General features: G+C 58.5%; 23 protein-coding genes and 2 pseudogenes. 8 read left to right on the plus strand and 17 right to left on the minus strand.

Going from position 1 to position 22454, the window contains the following annotated elements:
* Positions 1-49 precede the first annotated feature (49 nt).
* Positions 50-1051, plus strand: a complete 1002-nt coding sequence (gene pheS, locus ACVWZU_RS08250; RefSeq protein ID WP_011432376.1) for a phenylalanine--tRNA ligase subunit alpha — start codon at positions 50-52, stop codon at positions 1049-1051.
* Positions 1052-1118: 67 nt separating this feature from the next.
* Here pheS and ACVWZU_RS08255 read toward each other — a convergent pair whose 3' ends face one another.
* The 15 genes and pseudogenes from ACVWZU_RS08255 to ACVWZU_RS08325 all read right to left on the minus strand — a co-directional run bounded on the left by ACVWZU_RS08255 (position 1119) and on the right by ACVWZU_RS08325 (position 14395).
* Entirely contained in the window at positions 1119-1415 is a 297-nt protein-coding gene (locus tag ACVWZU_RS08255; protein WP_011432377.1) for a PipX family protein, read from the minus strand.
* Positions 1416-1606: 191 nt separating this feature from the next.
* Entirely contained in the window at positions 1607-2182 is a 576-nt protein-coding gene (locus ACVWZU_RS08260; protein ID WP_414329872.1) for a TIGR04376 family protein, read from the minus strand.
* 202 nt (positions 2183-2384) lie between these two features.
* The gene (locus tag ACVWZU_RS08265; RefSeq protein WP_011432379.1) at positions 2385-3140 is read right to left on the minus strand and encodes an ABC transporter ATP-binding protein; all 756 of its coding nucleotides are present in this window, start codon (positions 3138-3140) and stop codon (positions 2385-2387) included.
* Between the two features lie 54 nt (positions 3141-3194).
* Positions 3195-4970, minus strand: coding sequence for an MBL fold metallo-hydrolase (locus ACVWZU_RS08270; RefSeq protein ID WP_457444310.1), 1776 nt, complete (start codon positions 4968-4970; stop codon positions 3195-3197).
* A 256-nt stretch (positions 4971-5226) separates the two neighbouring features.
* Positions 5227-6699, minus strand: coding sequence for a cellulose synthase (locus ACVWZU_RS08275; protein WP_457444312.1), 1473 nt, complete (start codon positions 6697-6699; stop codon positions 5227-5229).
* 253 nt (positions 6700-6952) lie between these two features.
* Positions 6953-7136: pseudogene (locus tag ACVWZU_RS08280) on the minus strand (hypothetical protein); the annotation flags it as partial.
* Between the two features lie 86 nt (positions 7137-7222).
* Positions 7223-7492: a 50S ribosomal protein L27 gene (rpmA, locus tag ACVWZU_RS08285; RefSeq protein ID WP_011432382.1), complete on the minus strand. Its 270-nt coding sequence runs from the start codon at positions 7490-7492 to the stop codon at positions 7223-7225.
* Positions 7493-7568: 76 nt separating this feature from the next.
* Positions 7569-7994, minus strand: coding sequence for a 50S ribosomal protein L21 (gene rplU, locus ACVWZU_RS08290; protein WP_457444314.1), 426 nt, complete (start codon positions 7992-7994; stop codon positions 7569-7571).
* 285 nt (positions 7995-8279) lie between these two features.
* The gene (locus ACVWZU_RS08295) at positions 8280-9029 is read right to left on the minus strand and encodes a PRC-barrel domain-containing protein (RefSeq protein ID WP_457384160.1); all 750 of its coding nucleotides are present in this window, start codon (positions 9027-9029) and stop codon (positions 8280-8282) included.
* 45 nt (positions 9030-9074) lie between these two features.
* Positions 9075-9356 (minus strand): chaperone modulator CbpM, encoded by a 282-nt coding sequence (locus tag ACVWZU_RS08300; protein WP_011432385.1) that lies wholly within the window; start codon positions 9354-9356, stop codon positions 9075-9077.
* Positions 9353-10288, minus strand: coding sequence for a DnaJ C-terminal domain-containing protein (locus ACVWZU_RS08305; RefSeq protein ID WP_457444316.1), 936 nt, complete (start codon positions 10286-10288; stop codon positions 9353-9355). Before ACVWZU_RS08305 ends, ACVWZU_RS08300 begins: the two co-directional genes overlap by 4 nt.
* Before the next feature lie 153 nt (positions 10289-10441).
* On the minus strand, positions 10442-11203 hold the full coding sequence (locus ACVWZU_RS08310; protein WP_457393650.1) for a ChaB family protein: 762 nt from the start codon (positions 11201-11203) through the stop codon (positions 10442-10444).
* A gap of 143 nt (positions 11204-11346) precedes the next feature.
* Positions 11347-12581: pseudogene (locus tag ACVWZU_RS08315) on the minus strand (RNA-guided endonuclease InsQ/TnpB family protein).
* A 180-nt stretch (positions 12582-12761) separates the two neighbouring features.
* Positions 12762-13616 (minus strand): M28 family peptidase, encoded by an 855-nt coding sequence (locus ACVWZU_RS08320; RefSeq protein ID WP_457444318.1) that lies wholly within the window; start codon positions 13614-13616, stop codon positions 12762-12764.
* Positions 13616-14395: an HAD family hydrolase gene (locus tag ACVWZU_RS08325; protein WP_414407863.1), complete on the minus strand. Its 780-nt coding sequence runs from the start codon at positions 14393-14395 to the stop codon at positions 13616-13618. The genes ACVWZU_RS08320 and ACVWZU_RS08325 overlap by 1 nt, the downstream gene beginning before the upstream one ends.
* 119 nt (positions 14396-14514) lie before the next feature.
* Here ACVWZU_RS08325 and lpdA point away from each other — a divergent pair, with 119 nt between their 5' ends.
* The 5 genes from lpdA (at position 14515) to ACVWZU_RS08350 (ending at position 19295) form a co-directional block, all read left to right on the plus strand.
* On the plus strand, positions 14515-15897 hold the full coding sequence (lpdA, locus tag ACVWZU_RS08330; protein WP_457444334.1) for a dihydrolipoyl dehydrogenase: 1383 nt from the start codon (positions 14515-14517) through the stop codon (positions 15895-15897).
* Positions 15898-16060: 163 nt separating this feature from the next.
* A complete protein-coding gene (locus tag ACVWZU_RS08335; protein ID WP_457444321.1) occupies positions 16061-17389 on the plus strand; it encodes a class I SAM-dependent methyltransferase in 1329 nt (442 codons plus the stop codon).
* Between the two features lie 233 nt (positions 17390-17622).
* A complete protein-coding gene (locus tag ACVWZU_RS08340) occupies positions 17623-17760 on the plus strand; it encodes a hypothetical protein (protein ID WP_011432392.1) in 138 nt (45 codons plus the stop codon).
* An 85-nt stretch (positions 17761-17845) separates the two neighbouring features.
* Complete coding sequence (gene mutY / locus ACVWZU_RS08345; RefSeq protein WP_457444336.1) at positions 17846-18919, plus strand: A/G-specific adenine glycosylase; 1074 nt, start codon at positions 17846-17848, stop codon at positions 18917-18919.
* A 100-nt stretch (positions 18920-19019) separates the two neighbouring features.
* Positions 19020-19295, plus strand: coding sequence for a hypothetical protein (locus tag ACVWZU_RS08350; RefSeq protein WP_099812344.1), 276 nt, complete (start codon positions 19020-19022; stop codon positions 19293-19295).
* Between the two features lie 325 nt (positions 19296-19620).
* Here ACVWZU_RS08350 and ACVWZU_RS08355 read toward each other — a convergent pair whose 3' ends face one another.
* Positions 19621-19953: a hypothetical protein gene (locus ACVWZU_RS08355; protein WP_457444323.1), complete on the minus strand. Its 333-nt coding sequence runs from the start codon at positions 19951-19953 to the stop codon at positions 19621-19623.
* 153 nt (positions 19954-20106) lie between these two features.
* Between ACVWZU_RS08355 and rnc the strand changes: the two genes are divergently transcribed.
* Both rnc and ACVWZU_RS08365 read left to right on the plus strand, forming a co-directional pair.
* On the plus strand, positions 20107-20829 hold the full coding sequence (gene rnc, locus ACVWZU_RS08360) for a ribonuclease III (protein WP_011432396.1): 723 nt from the start codon (positions 20107-20109) through the stop codon (positions 20827-20829).
* Positions 20826-21053: a hypothetical protein gene (locus ACVWZU_RS08365; RefSeq protein ID WP_414344842.1), complete on the plus strand. Its 228-nt coding sequence runs from the start codon at positions 20826-20828 to the stop codon at positions 21051-21053. The genes rnc and ACVWZU_RS08365 overlap by 4 nt, the downstream gene beginning before the upstream one ends.
* A gap of 71 nt (positions 21054-21124) precedes the next feature.
* Here ACVWZU_RS08365 and ACVWZU_RS08370 read toward each other — a convergent pair whose 3' ends face one another.
* Positions 21125-22378 (minus strand): AI-2E family transporter, encoded by a 1254-nt coding sequence (locus tag ACVWZU_RS08370; RefSeq protein ID WP_011432398.1) that lies wholly within the window; start codon positions 22376-22378, stop codon positions 21125-21127.
* Positions 22379-22454 lie beyond the last annotated feature (76 nt).

Genomic DNA, 22454 nt, shown 5'->3' on the forward strand with positions numbered 1-22454 from the left:
GGGACTCCTCACAACCCCAGGGATCCCTTCTGCCCTTGGAATCGGCCCCATGCAAGACGAAAAAGACACGCTTCGCCAACAGCTTCTCACCCTGCAAAGCGAGGCCCTCGCCCAAGTGGAACAAGCTGACGGTCTGGAGGCTCTGGAACAGATCCGCATCGACTACCTGGGCAAGAAAGGTAAGCTCTCCAAAATCTTGGGGGGAATGGGGAAGCTGCCCCCAGAAGAACGGCCTGCCATTGGCGCTTTGGCCAACACCTTTAAAGAGGCCCTCCAATCCAGTCTGGAGCAGCGCAAACAGGCCCTTGGTGAAGCTCAACTGCTGGCCCGCCTAGAAGCAGAGCGCCTGGATGTCACTATGCCCGGGCCCCGTCGGCCTCTGGGGCGGATCCATCCGCTGCAGGCCACCATCGACCGCATGCTCGATATCTTTGTGGGAATGGGCTACACCGTGGTGCATGGGCCTGAGCTCGAGACGGAGTACTACAACTTCGAGGCCCTCAACACCCCTGCCGACCATCCGGCGCGGGATATGCAGGATACCCTCTACCTGGCCAATGGCTACCTGATGCGTACCCAAACCTCCTCGGTGCAGGTGCGCTACATGGAGCAACACCAGCCGCCGCTGCGCATTGTGCATGCCGGTCGGGTGATGCGCCGCGATACCGTGGATGCCACCCACTCCGCCGTGTTTCACCAGATGGAAATTTTGGCGGTGGGCGAGAACCTCACCTTTTCCGACCTGAAGGGCACCCTCAACACTTTCATCACCCGCCTATTGGGCAAGCGAGAAACCCGCTTTCGGCCCAGCTATTTTCCCTTTACCGAGCCTTCTGCTGAGATGGACGTGCGCTTTGGCTCGAAATGGCTGGAAATCTTCGGCTGCGGCATGGTGGATCCCAATGTATTTCAAGCGGTGGGCTACGACCCGGAGCGCTACACCGGATTTGCGGCAGGGATCGGCATTGAGCGGATGGCCATGCTCCTCCACGGCATTCAGGATATCCGCCTGTTTTATACCAGCGACCTGCGCTTTCTGTCTCAGTTTTAGGTGGCTATCTTATCTGAGGAACAAAACCCTCGTCCTGAGCCCTGCAAGACCTTCAGAAAACCCTCTTTCAGGAAAAGGTTTGCTTGTAGATCAACTGCAATTGTTCTAGCTCATCTTGGCGGGCAGCACGGCGCAGCAGGCGCATTTGCTCTTCGATGAGCTGGCGAGCCTCATTACGGCTAATCGGATCGAAGACCAACTCCTCCATGGCAGCAGGATCCCCGCTGTTATCCGGCGGCCTGAAGTAAACCCGAAAAAAGAGCCTTTGGGCGTAGAGAGTGGTGAAGAGAGCCTGATTTTCGTCGACCTGACACAGGCTGTAGAGCAGACCAAATGTGGGGTGATTCAGATACAACTCATTCATGCCCAATAGCGTATCACTCTTGGGGGAGAGAAGAGACTTTTCTTCCCGGTCGGTGCCAGAGAAAGTTCTGGAAATGATGTGGCTATGGCTCTTGAGACCAAGGGCTTAAATCACAAGTTCCGCCCAGCTCGATTTTGGCCGTTGCGACTGGATTCAACATTAGCAAACTAACAAGATTTTGGGTCAGGCTGTTACCGCCGCTGCTGTTCCCGCACCTTCCTCTTCGTGTCATTCAATTCGTTTTCCACCTCTAGCTGACGAAATTGCTCTTCCAATTCATCCCAAGCCTCGAAAGGTTTTCCCCAAGGGCTGAAATTCCGGTCCGGGTTGTCGATGCCTTTGGCTTGCGCGGCTCTTACCTCCTGCAGCTTAGCCTTCACTTCTTGGCGGCGCTGGCGAATCTGCGGCAGCAGGGCTTCCATTTGTTGGATTTTCTCCTTTTGGGCTTTCATTTGACCCCATAGCTGGCTGCCCCTCTCCAACAGCTCAGCCTCCCGGCGTCGCGCTCCTTCGGCCAGATCGGGACGATTGGCCCGCTGCGCCTTCTCAATGCGAAAGTGCCAGGTTTTAATCTCCTCGGCTAAGTTGAGAATGCTTTTTTGGAGAGCCTCCTCTTGGACGCGGCTTTCCTGCAACAGCTGCAGGGTATCCGATTCCTGCTGGCGCAACTGCTCATCGAGGGCTTGCAGCTCGATCTCGGGGTGGGCCCTGAGAAATTCCTCCAGGCGGGTTTCCAAAAATCGGATGATATCTTCGATCAGTTTCATGGACGGATCCTCTTCCCAAGCCCTCAGTTGCGTTTAGAGTAGCCCAAGCTGGGCCATCCTAGATAGGGTTATCCCATGCCCGTTTAAGACATTCCCTTCGACCTTCACCCAAAGTGAGGCCAGGGATCCATCCGGCACGCCAGTTCACCGCAACTGGGAACTCTCCTGAACCCAACTGCCCCCAGGCGGATCCCTGTCTTCCTCAATCCAGCAGACGGCCATCCCCAACCCGGATAATGCGCTGGGCGGCCTGGGCTACTTCAAGGTCATGGGTGACCACGACCAGGGTGATGCCCTGCCGGTGGAGCTCCGCAAAAAGGTTCAGCACTTCCTGGCCGGTATGGCTATCCAGAGCCCCAGTCGGCTCATCAGCCAGCAACAGTTGGGGTCGGTTGACAATGGCACGAGCAATCGCCACCCGCTGCTGCTGGCCGCCGGAGAGTTGGGCCGGACGCTGCTGCAGTTTGCTCCCCAAGCCCACTTGTTCTAGGGCTTGCTTGGCCCGCCGGCGTTGCTCCGGCTCCGGGATCCCAGCATAGGCCAAGGGCAGCATGACGTTCTCCAGCGCTGTCAGGACGGGCAGGAGATGGAACTGCTGGAAGACAAAGCCGATTTTTTGGTTGCGAATGTGGGCCAAATCGCGATCGGTCAGGGTGGAAACTTCCACCCCATCCAGCCAGTAGCGCCCTGAGCTGGGCCGATCCAAGCAGCCGATGAGGTTCATCAGGGTGGATTTGCCGGATCCAGAGGGCCCCATAATGGCGCAATACTCTCCCGGCTGGATCGCCAAGTCGATATCGTAGAGGGCCTGAAAACTGCCCTCCGGCAGTGGATAGACTTTGTTCACCCCAACCATCTGCACTACGGGCGGGCTGGCCGCAGCCAAGGCCTCGGCTGGGCGCTCCAGGGATCCGACCGGCCCACGGCGATGATTTGCCCAGGAATCTTGCTCAAGCATGGTTGGCACCGCGACTTGCCCCATTCTAGCCTTTGGGCTTCCCTGGCTTGACGGCTAACCGGAAGAGCGGATCTCCTGCGGCTGATGGTAGGGGCAGCTCCCCTGGGGATCCACCCTGAGGCGGTAGAGGGGAGAGCGTTCCTGATCGCAGCGAAAGGCTTGGGCTTGGGAAGTCAAGATCTGGCGGGCAAAGCGACAATTTTGGCACTTTTTGCCACCGTGATGACTGGATACAGAAGGCTGTTTTGGACGCGGCACGATCCCTGCTGGAGAAGGGGCAGCCTCTGCCGGGCGGATCAGCTCCCGTGGAGAAAGGCCGCGCAGCACCAGTTCGGATCCCTGCCAGCGGGCTTCCACCAGGCCGGTATCGGCCCAGGCCGGCCAACGGGGATCCTGGGTGATCTGGGGCGGCAGACGCACCTGTACCCCCGCCAAAGTCCGCGGCGAGCCCTGCTCCTGCCAAACTTCTTCCACCTCCCCCTCGTAGCGCACAGCGGGATCCGTGACCTCGGCAGGAGAATCCGGGAGCTTGACCGGGGTTTGCAGGCGGCCATCGGGCAACTCCAGCCAATGCCCAGGCTGAGGGCAGTGGACATGGTAGCGATTGCACAGCTCCGGCAGATCCGCCAGATCCTGAGCCTGCTTGGGGTCGGCGTGAACCAAGACCAAATGCTGGGGGCGAAAGGTGTGGATGATCTGGGTGAGATGCCCGACATCGTTGTGGCTGTGCCAGGTTATCCATTCAACGGCAATGCGGGAGCGCAGCGGCGCCGGCCAACGCTCAAATGGGGTGGCCAGCTCCACTTCCGGCAGCCGCACCAGCAGACAGGAGCGCTGCGGTTGGGCCAGCAATCTCGACCAGATGGGATCCCAAGCCTCAGGCCCGGCATCGGCGTCGCACAGCAGCAAGCCTTGGGGCAGAGGATCCGCTTCGGTAAGGGGCTGAACCCGCGGCTGCAGGCGGTCTTCCCAGAACAAGGGCTGGTAGGTGGCGAAATTGCGCACCGGCTCCGGCAGGTAGGTGAGCAAGCGCTCGTAGAGATTGCAGCCTGCCGCCAGCCCCGGCGCCACCCATATCTTGAGCTCTTGGGGGGCTTGGGTAAAGCGGTGGTGGGCTTTGAGGAGAAAGATCAGCTCCTGCCCCAACCCCAACACTGGCAGGGGAAACAGCACCGTTTGCCCCGCTTCCAAGGCGCTGAGCAACCGCTCCACCAGGCGATTTTCCAGGTGACGACGGGGTGGATGGCGGGTGGATCCCAGCGAAGCCTCGATGAGCAACACGTCCGGCTGCCAGTGGCGCAAAGCAATGAGATCCAAGCCGGGGGCAAAGCGAGTTGAGGCCAGGGAACAGTCGCCCGTGTACACGCAGGCTTGGGCCGGAGTGGTTTGGGTATTTTGCAGCAGGGTTGCCGCCGCTCCCAGCAGATGCCCAGCCGCAAAGAAAGTGAGCATCAGATGGGGCAAAATCTCTCGCGCCCGGCCCAAAGGCAGCGCCCGAAAGGGGGGAAAGCGAATGTCCCGGTCGTAGCCTGGCCAAACGCCACACTCCCACAGACCAGCGGCCAAATGAGCAGTCACCGGCGTGGCGTAGAGAGGTACCTGAGGGTAACGACGATGAAAAGCAGGTAGCCCTTGCACATGGTCAAAGTGAGCATGGCTGCAGATTACCGCATCCGGGATCCCTGGCAGAGCCTTAAAGAGGGCAGGAGCGGGCAACCCGCAATCGAGAAGCAAACGGTGGGATCCCATCTCCACCCAATAGGCACAGCCCTGTTGACGGGGATCCGTACCCAGGGGGAGCAGTCGAAGGGGGGGTCTCTCTGACTCCACAGGTGTGTCGTTCTGAACCTAGAAGACCGCGTTCAATCCTGCAAACAGGAGGGGCGACTTGGCCAGGGATCCCCCCTCTCCACCGGTACACCTCCCCGGAGAGTTGGAGACAACCTGTGCCGATCCACTTATCCTACACTTCTCACAGCATAGCGTTTGCCCACCATCTGCCGCGGCAGCCTGCCATTTCATCCATGCAGCAGCTGAATGGATGTGGAGATTTGGTTTTGCGATGAACTTGTCTTGGCTTGGCAGCCTATGGGTCGGCGCTCTCTTCTGTCGCCGCAGCGGCGCTGCTGCTGGGAAAAGCAAAGCCGGCAAAATCGTGATCGTCGGGGCGCACCGTCAGGATCATCAGGTTGTAGAAGGCCCAGACCAAGCCAAACAGCAGCTCAGGCCAAGAGGGATCCCAACTGCCGGCAGAACGCAGGGATCCCACCCCCATAGCCAGAAAAGTCAGCACAATAGCCAGAGCCTGAGGTCCTAAGGAGAGCTGGGAAGGCTGCTCGGGATAGGGGGGCACTCCCTGCAGACTTTGCACCAGCGCCTGGATGGACTGAAAAAACTGGCTGCCCGTCTGCCGTTCCGACTGCCAAGCTGCCCCCCACAAATGCGGGGGAAAGGCCAAGAGCCAACTGATGCGCCCTAGGAGAGCATAAGGCAAAAACCACGCGAAGAAGACCCGGTCAAAGGCCGGCACCGGCATCCACCCCGTGCAGAGAAAGACCATCGGCACCGCCAAGTAGACCAGCTCCGCCATCCCACCGGCAGCCCAGAGGGCCAGCCACAGGTATTGAAAGCGCTGCTGCTGTGTGGTCGGCTTGCCCCAAAAGGGGTTTTCCCTCAAGGCCGAAAACAAAGCCAGCAAAGCAACGCGGCGGTTGCGCAAGGGCAACAAAACACCCGTAACCTGGGTTTGGCGAACCAATTGAGATTGCCAGCCACGGCAGTGCATCTGACACCCCAACTGCACAGGGCGACGAATGTCGATCCGCGGGATCCCTTCCAAAGCCTTGCGCCGGATGAGACAGCCAGAACCCAACAGGGGTGCCGCCTGGTAGCCCTGGGATCCCACCGCCAAGAGCTGCTGCAGTGGGTGAACGGCTCTGGGCTGGCCTAGGGTGCGCAGCATTGCCTGCACAAAGCCAGTTCGGTTGACAATTGGAGCCCGCTCCGGCGAGTTGTAAAAGTGGGGCAAGGTCTGCCACAGGAAGTCCCGCTCGAGAAAATGGCCCGGCTGCACCAGGAGCAGATACTCCCCTTGGATATGAGGGGATCCCATCGCGTAAGCCAGGGGGTCGGCTGTGGGGCTAGGGCAGGCCCAGTATTCGCAGGGAATGGCCCGGGCCGCCTTGGCCATCTCCTCATCCTCTACCCGATCCACAATGTGGACAAACAACCGCTCCCACGGGTAGTCGAGGTGCAGAGCCGAGAGCACCGTCTGCCGGGTTGCCTCTACGGAATCCCACTGGCGCATCACCAGCACATCCACTCGCGGTAACTGGAAAAACGACCGCCGCAGAACCTCCGGGGATGGGATCGTCTCTCTCGGCACCTGGGGATAGCGGCTGAGGGTGAAGCCCACCGCTGCCAGCCAAACATACAGCTCTGCCCCCCAAAACAAAAGGGATCCCAAATCCATCAACCCGGCTGTCAGTCGCCAGTAGAGGTACATCACCCCGGCAATGAGGTGAAGCAACCCTGCCCAGCGAAACAAATACACCCGCATCAGCTTTCTGCCTTCCGTGCTTTTGCCATTTTCGCCCCTAAGTGGTCAGGGATCCCTAGCTCCTCTTCTCTTCCGGCTGGCCCCAATCCTCAAGAACGAAAAAAGTTCAGGAATCAGCAACAGCAAAACCCTGTCTGCTCTGGAGCAGACAGTTTTCAGCCCGGCAAGCAGCTTGGTCGACAGAAGCGAGAATCTTCTCTTGCGGAAGAAACTGATACATTTACGCTGAGCACTGCTGAACATCACTGTTCAACTATGCAGCGATAGCATTCTGTTTGTTTCCAACCAGAATGGCGGTATCCCGCAAAGCTTTGAGTAGAATACCCAAAGCGCAGTTTCCGTGTCGTCTTACTACCAATTTTCTGCTTTGCTTTGGCTACCATGTTGGCAGACTCGAAAGTAAACAGAAAGATCAACTGGTAGTAATCCGTACTGAACATATTATACATTATTTTCAGTATAGTTGAGCTTATTATTGACTAGAGTCATGCTCTCCCAGGCAGTTTCAAAGCTGGGCCTTTCCCTACTGGGCAGCCACCTCAGCTGGGTAGACACTCACCTTTTGCCGCCACTTGCCATAGCGCTCAAAAGTCACAATGCCGGTGACCACAGAATACAAGGTGTCGTCGCCGCCGATGCGCACGTTCACCCCTGGGTGAAACTTGGTGCCCCGCTGCCTGACCAGAATGTGGCCGGGATGCACCAGCTCGCCCCCATAGCGCTTCACCCCCAGCCGCTTGGCATTGGAATCTCGACCGTTGCGAGTGCTGCCCGTTCCCTTCTTATGAGCCATAACGCCTCCTATGCAACTGCGTGATCAACAGAAACGAGATAAAAAAATCGGGATTCAGGACACCTGAGTTCAGAGTTTATTCCTCATCCACAGGGATCCCTGTCGCCGCTGCCGAAGGGGCTGCCTCTGGGTTAGACTCTGGAGCCGCTTCCGTACGGGATGGTGCCGTGGCTAGGGGCACCCCATTGAGTTCAATAGACTCGATCAGCAGACGGGTCAGCGGTTGCCGATGACCCCTCTTTTTGCGGGTCTTTTTCTTTGGCCTCATCTTGTAGACGATGATTTTATCGCCGCGCCGATGCTGTAAAACCCGTGCCCTGACGACCGCCTCCGAAACGTAGGGATGCCCCAACGTCACCTGACCCTCGTGGTTGATCAACAGCACACGAGACAAATCGAAGGGGCTGTTCTCCTCCACTTCCGCCAGGCGATCGACCTCGTAAAAACGCCCCGGCTCCACCCAAAGCTGCTTACCGCCGGTTTCCACAATTGCGTAAGTCATCTTTCTCCCTGCCGTACAGGTGCCCTGCGGGGGTCTTGAAACCTGATCCGAGCATTGACAGCGATCTTAGATCGTAGCCGAAAAAGCCGCCGTCCGTCAGCTGGGTTTGGTCGAGGACTGGCTTGCAACAGTTCCGGTCGAGCAGTGGGACGGACTCCCCAAGCACCTCATGCTGTTGCCCCCCAGCCCCTTTCCCAGAGGAAGAGGGGAGTTGGGAAGCAGTTGGGAAGCAAATGTGCAGCATCTGAGGCGACCGCAGGCCAGAGGTTGCAGAGTCATTCTTTGCTATTCGGTCAGCTTCTCCCAAGCAGCCTGAAGGGCAGCCTGCATGCGCTGAGCGGCGCGGCTGAGGCGATGTTGCCAGGTTTCCCACTTGTGTTGCAGAAACTCTGCCGCCTCGTCCAGTAGGGAGAGATCGAACTTGCCCCCTTTGGCCAGCTCGTCCCGCACCTGCTTCACCTTAACGCGCACCACCTCCGGCGGATCCTGTGGGCCAACCAACGCCTTGAGGCGATCCCCCATGCGCTGGATAAGCTGTTTCACCTGCCGAGATTTTTCGCTCCAAAAGTTCTTTAAGCCTTCCGCTTCCGATTTCAGCCGCTGCGGAGCATCCTCCTTAACCACCACCGCGTCCACATCAATGGCTTCCACATCCTCAGGTAGGAGAACGGCACGCCCCCCCCAAGGCTCGGCAATGCTGCCACCCAGAATATAAGCGGCAATGGATCCGGTCTCCCAGTCGAAGAGAAAATCCTCAATCCAGCCGACCTCTCGATTCCCAATGCGCACTGTGCGGCGGTAAAGAGAGCTGATGGGGGTTAGGGGGGTAGCAAAAACGGTAGAGTAGGTCAGCAGCGCGTCTGGCCCGATGAGAGAAATCTGCTCCAGGGGGGTGTACCCCTGCTGGCTGGTGAAGTAGCATACCCGCCCTGTTGGGTCAACCCAGATTTCTTCTACGGTACCCAATGCGGTAGCAGTGCTGCCATCGAGGGCCAGCAGGCCCACCACCTGGCTACGTCGGATGATCTGTTCCATAGGGTTCATCGAAGTTTATCTCCTTGATGGGTTAGCTGGGCAGCCTCAAAATCCGCGGTAGTGGCGCAGTTGCCCCCTGAGCCGGGCAATTTCCTGAGCCATGTCCAAGACCATCGCTGCCCCCGTCCAGTTAAGCCCCAAGTCTCGGTGTAGGCGGCTCATTTGCAACAACCGCCTGAGCTGTTGGGGGGTCAGGTAGCTGCTCTCGGCCTCCACTAAGCCTTGGGCCAGCAGCCATTCCAGCAGGTGGGGAGGGATCCCCAGCAGTTCCGTGGCCTGCTCGAAGGTATAGAGCCGTTCTTCTACCCGCACAATGGCCAAACTCATAGACTCACCTCCTGCAAGTGGGCGCGGGGATCCCAGCTACGGCTTTGGCGCAGCTTTTCGTAGAGATCCCGCTCGGTCTGGGAAAGGGATTTGGGCGCCACCACCTTCAGCCGCACCAGCAGGTCGCTCCGCTGGCCTTGGGGATCCCGCCAGCCTTGGCCCCGCAGCCGCAGGGTTTGGCCGCTGTCTACCCCGGCAGGGATCTTCAGTTGCACGCGACCCGTAGGGGTGGGAACTTCCGCCGTCCCTCCCAAAGCCGCCTCGTCAGGAGTAATGGGCAGCTCGCAGAGCAGGTTGTCTCCGTCAAAGCGGAAGAAGGGATGGGGGGGCAGCTCCAAAGTGAGGTAGAGATCCCCTCTTGGCCCGCCAAAGGGGCTGACCTGGCCTTTGCCCTTGACGCGGATGCGACTGCCCGGCTTAGCGCCGGGGGGAATGCGGATAGTTAGCGTTTCTCCATCTAGGTTCAGCCGTTTCTGGGTGCCGTGGAAAGCTTCTGCCCAGCTGAGACCCAGAGTGCCCTCCACATCCTGCCCCGGCAAATCCACCGAAACAAACGGCCCAAAGCCGCCGGCGAAGCCCTGGAACCCGCTGCGGCGGGATCCCATACGGCCCAACAGCTCGTTGATAAACTCCTCGAAGCTGGTGTACTGGGCGAAGCCCTCCATGCCAGGCATTCCAGCAGCAGAACCAGTACCCACCCGCTGCCAGTACTGCCCAAACTGGTCGTAGCGCCGCCGCTTTTCCGGATCTGAGAGCACCTCGTAGGCTTCGTTGATCTCCTTGAAGCGCTCCTCTGCCGCCTTATTCCCAGGGTTGACATCGGGGTGATACTGGCGGGCCAGCTTGCGATAGACGCGCTTGATTTCCTCGGCAGAGGCATCTCTGCTGACGCCCAGGATCTTGTAATAATCCTTGAAGTCACTCGCAGCCATAGGCTCACCCCTGCAAGGTTAGGTTAGAGTTTTTCGGGCTATTCTCAGGATATAAGGTTGCAGCTAAAAAATTGGAGCAGACCCAGAACACGTACAGGCAGAGCGGCGAGATGGCGCTTTACTGTGCTCTCGCTACTTCGGAAACTTTTTGGGCTAGGGCTTGCGTTTGGAGAAGATCCCTTTCTCATCTCGTGTGAAAATTTGCTTGACCTTTTCCCAAGCTTTGAGGAGTGCATGGGTGGAGTTATTGCTCTCTTGTTTGGCTTGGTTGTAGGCTTCCACAAAGGTTTGCTGCGCTTCTTCCGAGAGGTCAGCGCGGATTTCCGGCGAGATGCTCTCTGGGGTTAAGTCTCCCTCTGGCTCACCGGGCAAGTTCAAGTCGGCAATGGAAACTTCCTCTCCGCCAGCACTCTGCAGCAGCAAGTAAATTTCGCCCGACTTCTCTTCCGGTACTTGCACCACCAACAAGAACTCGCCCGCCTGTACCCGGGTTTGGTAGATGGCGGCTTTCTCCTGCGGCATACCCAAGGCAATCAGGGCGGATCCCAGGCCCGCTCCCAGTGCTCCGTACAAAGCGCCGCCCGTTGCCCCCAACAAAGCGGCTCCCAGAGGCCCAGCGGCCACCACTGCCCCCAAAAAGGGAATGAACAGCACCCCCACGCCAGTGAGCAGCCCCAGCAGGGATCCGAACAGGGATCCATAGATGGCCCCATTGGTCAGACCGTCCAGAACCACCTCTTTGCGGGTGATAAACCCGGTAATTTTGGCTTCGGTTTGAAAGTTGCGGCCAATAATGGAGATGCAATCGTTGGGAATGCCACGGTTCAAAAGTCGCTGGATACACTCTTGCAGCTTGCCCTCTTCTTTGAAGGCGGCGGAAACACACTTTTTGGGAGCTTGGGCAAAAGCGCTCATACGCAATCTCCTGCTGAGTTTTACAGTGCCAAGGCAGGTTTTTTAACCTTTTCCCTGCTACTACTCTCGTCTATTGTCTCCCCTCATCAACAAAGGATCCAGTCGAAGAATCGCGAACCCCCTGGAGAAATCTCCGTAGTAAACTACCCGACTCCGACCGCTAAAGCGGTACGGAGCGGGCTTTCAGTAGCCCTGAGCCTGCTCTGCTCTACCAGAGAACAAAACAGGCCCGTTCGCGAAGCGAGCCGTAGGCTTAACCTCTAGGCTGGTTTACGACAGCCCCCAAGAGCGCAATTACGTTTGCACCATTCAAGTCCGCATCTCCTTCCCATCCACAGTGCCCACACTTGAACGACTTACCACTGCGATAGGATTGCGCAGGGTCGGGATGGATGTGCAAACACCGGTGGCAGGTCTGCGACGTGTAAGCAGGCGGAACAAGAATCAGAGAAACCCCTGCAACCCTCGCCTTGTATTCCAGAAACTGGCGTAGTTGGTAGAACGCCCAACTGTTGGCCCTTCGTCGCTCGGCTTTGCTGCGCGGCTGTTGATTAACCCTTTCCCGGATCCCTGTCAGGTCTTCCAGAGCGATAGCACTGTTGGTAGCTTTTGCCCTGGAGACAATAGCTTTGGAGATGCGATGATTAACCCACGCTTGAAAGCGTCTCTCCTTGCCAGACAGCCGTTGCAACAGTTGACGGCATCTGCGCCGCGAACTGCGTGTGCCCTTACTGGCTTTGCGTTGGAGTGCCGCCCTCAATCGAGAGTAGTGGTCTCGGACTTTGTTCAACTGCTGTCCATTCCAGTTATCTCCTTCCGATGTATGAGCAATATCCGTCCTTCCCAAATCCACGCCCAGCACTCTATCCGTGCCTTGCGGTGGGCACGGTTCCGTTTCCACACAGATTTGAATGGAGTAGAAACCGTCTTTGCGCTTGACCAGAGTGGCGGATTTGGGGTTGGAGCCTGCCAACTGTTCTCTCTGGTAACGGCCAATCGCCAGCTCAAAGCGCTCTCGACCCCCAACCGTGGTCAGCGACACCGTCCAGTCTTTCTCGCGAAACGAAAAGATACGGGCATCGTAGGTCGCAAAGCCTCTCTTGAACGCTTTGACCGGACGGTTTTTCTGTCGGGCAACTTTACGGGCACCGGCCAGCCGTCTGCAGACCTGCTGAGCCAAGTTACTGGACAAGCCAAACCGAGCGCGAATCTGGTAATAGCAAAGGGACTGGAGTTTGACTGCGTTGACTACTTTTTCTGGTGTGTTTTGGTTGACCCAGTTCAACGCCTGCACAAAGGCATCCATTGTCGCATCCAACTTTGCGGCTTGCGACTGAGACACCTTGAGCTTACAGGAGACGGTCAGGACTTGGGTCATGGTTCTATCATAACTTCCGCATTCCTCCCGACACTGACCCTACGGGTACAGTGCGGGGCTCCTGCGATTTCTAGCTGAGGATGCCAACTCTACCCTTACCCCCAGCCTCCTTCCAGAGAGAGGGGAGTTAGGACTTAACGCACGCTACTTGTTGTTGAACGACTGTGGTGTTTGGAAGAGCTACAGCGAGCGGATCCCGGCCATCAAGCCCTGGCAGACCCCCGTCAGGAAGTCTTGATCTAGGGTTTCGAGGGTGTCGCTTGGCTTGTGGTAGTGAGGGTTGCGCAAGAAGGCGGTGTCGGTAACCATAACGGCGGCGTAGCCCGCATCCCAAAAGGGGGAGTGATCGCTCAGGCGAGTGGCAGGCAGGATCAAGCCCCGCTGCCCGGCCAGCAGCCAGCAACAAGGGATCCCCACTTTTTGAAAATCACGCTGCAGCTTGAGCAGATCCCCCCAGGTGGGCCAGTTGCCAATAAGGCCAATGTAATCTCCCCGGTTGGGGTAAAGCTTCTCAAGGCCGGCGGGATAGTCCTGGGATCCGGGGGTGGGATCCCGGTAGCCCAGCATCTCCAGAGAGAGCATCAGCCGCAGGGGCTGGCGCTGCTGTTTAAGAAAGCGGGCGTAGGCTGTGCTGCCCACCATTCCCCGCTCCTCCAGGTCAAAGGCCACCAGCCACAGCGGAGAAGAAGCCGGCTCGGCAGCAAAATGGCGGGCCAACTCCAGCAACACCGCCACGCCGCTGGCGTTGTCGTCAGCTCCAGGAGTTGCCGGGGCAGCGTCAAAGTGGGCTCCGATGAGGATGGGTTGGCGGCCAGAACGGGATCCCGGCAATTTCAAGATCCAGTTGCGGTGCAGGCGGCCACCGGCCTCAAAGGGGAAGGACTCCAGGGATCCCCACTTAGAAAGCTGCTCTTGGATGTAGCGCTCCACTTGGCTATGGCCCAGGGGCGACCAGTCGGGATCCCGGGGCTGGGCCACTTGCTGCAGATGAGCCTCTAGGCGCTGCTGCAGGTCTGGGAGCTCTGCTGCTGACATCAGTTTCCCACCTCAGAGGGAATGGCTTGGGCATGGACTTGGCAGGCCAACTCCAGGGTGAAGTAGCGGTGGGATCCCACCGTTCCCGCCAACACCCGAAACGGATCCTCAGGCTCCCCCAGGTGATCCAGCACCAGAGCCGCCCCGGAAAAATCCTGATCCCGGGTATAGTCGTTTACCGTCACCACAGTGGGAATACCGGCCTGCTGGGCCGAGCGCAGCCCATTCTCCGAGTCTTCAAAGGCCAGGCAGGCCTGGGGGGGCAGCCCCATCTGTTCCAGGGTGTAGAAGTAGATGTCGGGGGCGGGCTTTTTGGCGGGGACAATATCGCCGGCAGCGATCACTTCAAACCAGCTTAGGCTCTCCGGCAGTGTGTGCTCCAAAAGGGCTGTTACATTTTCCGGCGTGGTGGTGGTGGCAATGGCCAAGCGGATCCCAGCAGCTCTGGCCTCCTGCAGGAGGCGCTTCACCCCTGGGCGGAGTGGGATCCCCCCTTGGGCCAATAGGGCAGTGTAGTGGCGGGTTTTGGCCTGGTGCAGCCGGGCAATGAGGGCATTTAAATCTTCACCAGGGGGTAGCGGCGGCTGGCAGGTTGCAACGAAATGGCGAATGCGCTCTTTGCCCCCCGTAATGGCCAGGAGTTGGCCGTAGAGCTCCACCGACCAGTGCCAGTCCAGCCCTGCCTCGGCAAAGGCAGCGTTAAAGGCCACGCGATGACCATCCCGCTCCGTGTCCGCCAGCGTGCCGTCCACATCGAAGATCAAAGCTTGGAGTGTCATGTGTACCCCCACCCGCCTACAAGCGACTCTATGCTACTGCATGGCTTGGGTGCCCCTAGCCAGGTTTCTGGGAAGGCCAACAAGGTGAGAAAATGAGGCACTGGTTATCCAATCTCGCCATGAGCTTCGATTTTGACGTAATCATCATCGGTGCCGGCGTCGGCGGCCACGGCGCTGCTTTGCATGCTGTCGAATCCGGCCTGAAAACCGCCATCGTTGAAGGTGCAGAAATGGGCGGCACCTGCATCAACCGCGGCTGCATCCCCTCCAAGGCTCTCTTGGCCGCCTCCGGACGCCTGCGGGAACTGCAACACAGCTCTGAGCTGGGCATCCAAGTGGGATCCCTTCAGGTGAACCGAGAGGCTATTGCCAATCATGCTGCCCAAGTGGTGGAGAAGATCCGCGCCGACATGACTCGCTCGCTGGAGAAGCTGGGGGTAACAATCCTGAGAGGGCGAGGCAAGTTGGTGGCACCCCAGCAGGTGGAAGTCCAGGAAGAGAAGGGATCCCACACCTACACGGCGCAGGATGTTATTCTTGCTACGGGCTCCCGCCCCTTTGTGCCCCCTGGCATCGAGGTGGATGGCCGGACGGTGTTCACCAGCGACGAGGCGGTGCGGCTGGAGTGGATCCCGGAGCGCCTAGCGATTATCGGCAGCGGCTACATTGGCCAGGAGTTTGCCGACATCTACACTGCCTTGGGATCCCAGGTCATCCTCATCGAAGCCCTAGAGACCCTGATGCCGGCTTTCGACCCAGACATTGCCCGCCTGGCCCAGCGAGTGCTGATCAAGCCCCGCTCCATTCAAACCTTTGTGGGCGTGCTGGCTCGGCAGGTGATCCCCGGCCAGCCGGTGACCATTCACCTCTCCAACGGCGAGACGCTGCAGGTGGATGGCTGCTTGGTGGCTGCCGGTCGGATCCCGGTCTCAGAGGGGCTGGGCTTGGCCGAGTTGGGCATCGACACCGGCAAACGGGGGTTTATTCCTGTCGATAGCCGCATGGCCACCGATTTGCCTCACCTCTGGGCTATTGGGGATGTGACCGGCAAGATGATGTTGGCCCACGCGGCGGCAGCTCAGGGGAGAGTGGCCGTGGAAAACATCTGTGGCCGTACTGCCTACATGGACTACCTCAGCATCCCGGCCGCGGTGTTCACTCACCCGGAAATGGGTTTTGTGGGGCTGACCGAACCTCAGGCCAAGGAGGAAGGCTACAGCGTGGGCACGGTGCGCACCTACTTTGGCGGCAACTCCAAGGCCATTGCTTCGGGAGAGACAGAGGGCATGGTCAAGCTGGTCTTTGACAAGAGCACCGGCCTACTGCTGGGATCCCATATCTTCGGGCCCCATGCGGCGGATTTGATTCACGAGGCAGCTCAGGCCATTGCTCGCCGGGCCACGGTGCGAGAACTGGCCGGCTTGGTGCACGTTCACCCCACCTTGGCAGAGACGCTGGAGGAAGCCTACAAGCGGGCAACTCACGCTCTGGCAGGGCCTTAGCCAACGGCTCGGCAGAGGGTCGCCTGCCTCACTCGGTTTTGTGAGGACTCCGTCCCGCCCGCTCTGCCTCCGGCGGGGTTTACAACCAGGCTGTGAAGGGCCAGGTTCTCAGACGGGCAACCCAGCAAGATCTCCCGGCTCAAAGCGTCAAGAAGACCTTAGGATGGGGGGGAACGCGTGGGAGGAAGTGCTTTTGGTGAGCGAAGCCGAGATTACCCGGGCGGTGCAGGCCCAGTACGAGACGTTCCCCTACCCTCCTATTCCTTACGACCGGCCCTTTGAGGGCTTCTCCAGTCTGGGCAGCTATACCTTGGCGCAGTACGCCCGCACCCGCACCTTGCAAGAGCCCACAGGATCCAGGTTTTTGGTGGCAGGGTGTGGCACCGGCTGGGAGGTGCATGGCATTGCCGCCAGCAACCCCGGCTATGGGTCGGTGGTCGGGATCGACATCAGCCGCCCGGCCCTAGAGATTGCCCAAAAGCGAATTAAGCACCACGGCCTACGCAACTGCTCTGTGCAGTACGGGGATCTGCTGGATCCCTCTACTTGGCCCGAAGGCAGCTTCGACATGATCAGCTCCTACGGGGTAATCCACCACACTGCCGATCCCGTCAAGGCTTTGAGGAACTTGGCCTCGCGCCTAGCTGCCGACGGGGTGATGGCGCTGATGCTCTACAACCGTTCAGGCCGTTGGCATCTGTACCGCATTCGGCGAGCCTTGGAGTTGTTGGGCATCACCCCACCTGCAACCCCAGAAAAGATCGAATTTGTGCGGCAACTGCTGAAGGGAGCCAGCCCCAATTCCCTTTTGGCCAAGCACGCCAAGGCTCACCAAGAATACTATGGACAAGATGAAAACATTGTCGATAATTTCTTCCATGCCAATGATATTCCTTTCGACATCGGCGAGATTCCCGACTTGCTTGCCCAAGCCGGGCTGGAGTTTATCGATGTAGCCCCCTACTTGGACTATTGGAATGCCAGGCCGTTGATTGCCGCCACCCACCCGGAGTTCCATCGCCGCTACGAGGCCCTTGCTCGCATCGACCAACTGCGGGTCATCGAGTATCTGGAGCCCCTATATCACACGCAAAATCTCTTTTGGTGCTGCCATCAAGGTCAAAAGATAACAACTTGGGATCCCTTTACAGTCGAATTTTTTAAGGGATCCCGCTGGCAACTCAACCCCTTGTTCGTCCGCTATGGCAGCGTGCGCTACTGGGATCAAAAAATCCCCTTTTCAGATCTGTTGGGCAAGCTGGATCCGGCCCAGATCCTGACCCAGAAGATGGATATTTTCTGGCCCGTCGCCCGCATCCCGGGCAAGATGATAGCCTCTACCCGCTACCAAGTGGTGGAGCTGCTGCTGCCCTTGGCCAATCAAGCCCGTTCTGGCGCTGAGATCCTGGCTGCCCATGAAGAGAGAGCCGACCACCTTCTCAACCTATTTCGACAGTGGGAAGCAGACCGGTTAGTCCTGCGGGTTGCCTAGCTTCTGGTTATTCCAAACAGTCCAAATCACCAGGGTCAAAGTCTGTTCCATGCTAAGGTTGTATCATGCATGACCGAGGACGGTGCTTCTCCCCAGGCATGTTTGCGCCGGCGGTGCGGAGCACCTCTACTGGGACATCTTCGCCACAGCTTTCCCTGTGAATAGAGCTGGCAGATCTGGATCCCGATCAACATCCCTGACAACCCCAACGCCAGAGCTGGTAGGAGGCAAGGATGGCTGACTACAATCGCGGCATTATGAAGTTCAAGGGGGCAGATAGCCCAATTGTCGTTTTGATCTCGGCAGGAATTGTGGCCGGTGTGGTTTCGGCCCTGATCTGGTGGGCTTTGCACTTTGCTTACGCAGCTTGAGTCTCAGCCCATATCAGAAGCCGAGGTCAGTTTTTCCTACATTGCCAGCCTTCCGAGCAAAGGAGGGGAGTGGGACGAGGCTTTCTTGCAACGCTTGCGGCAGTCTCTTCAGCGTTGGTACCGTGAACACGGGCGGGATCTGCCCTGGCGCCGCACCCGGGATCCCTACGCCATTTGGGTTTCGGAAGTGATGTTACAGCAAACCCAGGTGGCAACAGTTATCCCCTACTTTCAGCGCTGGATGCAAACCCTGCCCGGGATCCCAGCATTGGCGGCAGCCCCCCAGCAGCAGGTGCTGAAACTGTGGGAGGGCCTAGGCTACTACCGGCGGGCCCTGAACTTGCACAAAGCCGCCCAAATCCTGGTGCGGGAACGGAACGGCGAGTTCCCCAGGGATTTGGAGCAGGTGCTGGCTCTGCCGGGGATCGGGCGCACCACAGCCGGCGGCATTCTCAGCGCTGCCTTCGATCAGCCTTTGCCCATTTTGGATGGCAACGTTAAGCGGGTGTTGGCTCGCTTGGTGGCTTTGCAACAGCCTCCGGCCCAGTGTCTGCCCCTGTTGTGGCAGCTTTCCCAGCAATTGTTGGATCCTGTGCAGCCACGGGCTTTTAACCAAGCCCTGATGGATTTGGGAGCTACCGTCTGTCGTCCCAAAAAGCCTCACTGTGGCCGGTGCCCTTGGCAAGCGGATTGCAGCGCCTACAATCGAGGTCAACACCAACAATTGCCTATGTCTGCACCCCGTGCCTCTCGTCCTCATAAGCAAATCGCGGTTGCCATTGTTCTGCGGGGAAAAGAAATCCTTATCGATCGACGACTGGAAAGCTCAATGCTCAGTGGGCTGTGGGAGTTTCCCGGAGGGAAAATCGAGCCGGGAGAAACGGCTGCTGAGTGTGTAGTGCGGGAGGTGAAGGAAGAAATCGGCATCGACATCGAGGTGGTCGCACCGCTGGCCACCATCGAACATGCCTACACCCATTTCACCGTTACTCTTATTGCTTTTATCTGCCGCTACCTGGGCGGAGAAGCTCAAGCCCTGCAATGTAGCGAGGTGCGCTGGGTCAGCCCGGCGGAACTGTCGGAATTTCCCTTCCCGGGAGCCAATCAAAAGTTGTTTCCCCACTTGTATGCTTGGCTGGCAGAGCATGGCAACCCATGATGAACCCACCCAATCCGCCAAATGGCTTAGACCCTTCTGGAACGTTTGCCCCAAGACATTCGATAGGATAGTAGATGTCCTGCTGCCGTGAGCTACGGATATGCTTGTCACTCTGGAAAAAGCTGGGGAGATTCTGGCTAAGGGATCCCATACAGCCATCACAACCACAGATGGCAAGATCGCGCTGGTGCCCAAAGGAAAAGAAACCCTCAAACTGACGGCCAACGAAGCCATTAACCTAATGTTTTACGTCGTCCGCTCCGCTGAACCGGCAGAGACGGTGATGGCCCAACTGGAGGAGGCAGTTGCCAAAGCTCAAGCCCCCGATCCAGCCGAGGAACGGGCCAGAAAATATCGAGAACTTCGTGGCGTCTAAAGGGGTGGCATTCGTGCCGGGTGGAGCCTTTCGCCAACTGGAGAGCATGCCTCTAACCCCCAAAACCCTGAACTTTGCTGAATTTACTGAGCTTTAGGCGGTTTGGCAAAAGTCATTGAGAGGGATATAGTAGACCAAGTTTCCCCCTGATCCTTGAGTCCACCGCAACGGTTGCCGGGAAGTGAAGGGGGAAAGCGCTCGGGGGGTATTCCTCAGGGCTTTGCGGGATACCGCCTTCCTGCTCAGAGATAGGCAGGATGCGATCGCTTCTTTCCTGAACCATGTTCAGGAGAGTTCAGCGTGAATGTATCAGAGACTCCAAAACTTAAAAGCAGGAGGAGCTGAGGGCGACAAACTTCCCATCGGTGGTCCACCCCAGCAACATTGGCTCCTGCGGTTGAATGGCCCGTCCGGTGAGAGCGCAGCATTGGGCTTGGTGGGCCGTGGCCGGGAAGCTGGCCCGAATATCCTCAGGACTGAGGGCAGCAGCCCCTTGGGAGTGGCGTAGGACATAGCTCCAAAGAATTTCCCGTATGAGGGCCTGGTAACCCTGATTTCCGGCCAACGCCTTCAGTCGCTGCTTCAGCTCACGTTCCAGCCGAATGCTGGTCACTTCCATCTGGGTCGTGGGAATGGGGGAATTGGCGCGAATGGGCATGCCGAGATCCTCCCTCGAAAAGCCTATACTACTCCTGTAGCATAGCTGGCTTACCGCCTGAGCGGGGATCCCGGCCTGGGTGAGATGGCTCAGGTCAAAATGGTTGCAAGCTGTGCAGTTCTGACCGCTAAGGCAACGTCAGCACCTGAGTGTATGGTTGAGTTGATCCCGCCCCGTCGCCGTGCCTTGGAGCATTTGCTGGCCCGCCTTGGATTCAGGGATCCGGCTTTGCTGGAACAACTGCGTTGGGATCTGCTGGATCAGGCTCTGATTCACCCTTCTCTGGATGGCCGACGGAACAACGATCGGCTGGAGTTGTTGGGGGATTCTGTCCTGCGAATTTTGGTTACGGAATTCTTGTTTCAGTCCTATCCCCATCTGTCGGTGGGAGAGCTGACCGCGATTCGCTCCGACCTGACCAGCGATGCTTACCTGGCAGAACTGGCGGATCTGCACGGCTTGGATCGCTACCTGGAGGTGGGATCCAGCTCTCAAAACGACTTGGCCGGACGGGGTCGGCGGCTGGCGGATGCTTTCGAGGCTCTCCTGGGAGCCTTTTATCTCAGTTGGGGTATTTACACGCTGCCCAGGCTGCATCCCTGGCTGGATCCCTACTTACACCGACGAGTGGAGCAATGGTTCCAAGACCCCACTCGGCGCAACCCCAAAGCAGCCTTGCAAGAACTCACCCAACGCCTTTGGGGTAGCCTGCCCGAATACCGCCTGGTGGCCGCCCAGGAGCATCCCCCTCATTTCACCATGGAAGTTTGGGGGCAAGGGCGGTGCTGGGGCCGCGGTGAAGGTCGCTCGAAAAAGGCTGCGGAAATGGCCGCCGCTGCTCAAGCCTACGAACACTTGCAGTCGGAGAAGACATGAGAGGCAACCACCGCTACGAGTTGGCCAGTTGGTTGTTTTTGCTGGGGAGTGGCCTGTTTGCGGTGAGCGAGGTGATGACCTTGGGCAGTGACCCCTCTCTGTGGGATCCAGCAGCTCCAGCCTTTCTCAATCTCAAGGTTGTCCAAACCCTGCTGGGGATAGGAGCCAGCCTCCTGTTCGTCGTAGGTAGTGCTCTGTTCATCCTCGATGCCCGTCACCGCTGAGATGTGCACCCTACCCAAAACCACAGCAGCCCTTCTCCGAGAGCAACAGAGGCGAATAGATGAGAAGCTTGCTAATAAGGACTTCTTCCGGCTACGGGATCCGCAGGCGAGAGACTTTCTTCCTGTGGCAACTCTTCCGGCTCATTTGAAGAGCCATTCGGACCAGAGGAAAAAGATGGCTCTGGGTTGCTCGCGTCGGCAGAATCCATCCCCGGCAAAGCCAAAGAACCGGCAGCCTCGGTGGCCCGAGCATACAGCCTGGATCGAACCTCTGCCTCCTGCTTGGGCTTCAGATAAAGGTTCTCCAACAGCACCGCCATACCGGCCACCCACGGGGGGGCGATCACCGCCCCAACAATACCCAACAACTGGGTGCCCCCCAGCACCGCCAGCAACTGATACAAGGGCTTCACCCGCACCGAGGATCCCACCAACAGAGGATCCAACACATAGGTTTCCAGGTTTTGAACGGCAACGTATAGGATCAGCACCCACAAAAAAGTCCAGCCCCCCTGAACGATTGCCACCACCAAGGCGGGCAGGGATCCCAGTACCGGCCCAATGAAGGGGATAAGGTTGGTAAACCCAGCGATCACCCCCAGCGCCAGAGCAAACTCCGACAGGCCCAGAAAGCGAAGCGAGACGGTGATCATCACACCCAAAATGGCAGAGACCAGCACCCGCCCCTGGATGTAGCCCCCCATGCGCTGAGCCATCGGGTGTACCTGCTGAGCCAGCCGGTCATTCCAGGGATAAGGAAACAACTCCACCAAGCCCCGCACCAAGTCAGAGCCGCTCACCAGCATGTAGCCGGAAATGAAGAGGGTCAGCACCGTGGTTAGCAGACCGCCCAGCAAACCGCGGGTGAAGTCGAAAGACTGCACCAGCACCCGTTGTCCCGAGCGAACTGCCCAGCTCATCAACGACTGAGGATCGAGCAACTGGTTTAAGTAGTCCAGCGCCGCCGGATCCACCCCCGCCAGATCAGCAATCCAGGTGTCCACCAACAGTTGCAACTGCTCCAGATAGAAAGGCAGCCTCGTCAGCAACCGCTGGGTCTGAGTCGCCACCGTCGGGCCAATAAGCAGAGCCAAGCCGGCAATCCCGGCAATTAAGCTCAAATACACCAGCACAACCCCCAGCCAGCGGGGGATGCGTAATCGCTCGGCCAGATCCACCAGGGGAGCCAGCGCTGCCGCCACCACCACCGCGATCATCACCGTCAGCACCAAGCTGCGCAGTTGCCACAGCAGCAACAACAGCATCCCTGTGGCCACCACCAGGGCTACAGAGGATACGGAGATGGTCAATTGTCTTCGGCTCATCATCTGGCTGGGTTCTCTTCAGGGGGCTAGGTAACAGACGGTTCTACCATCCTGGCTTGCCCTAGCTGGACTTGCC

It is taken from the genome of Thermostichus sp. MS-CIW-26 (assembly GCF_054059115.1).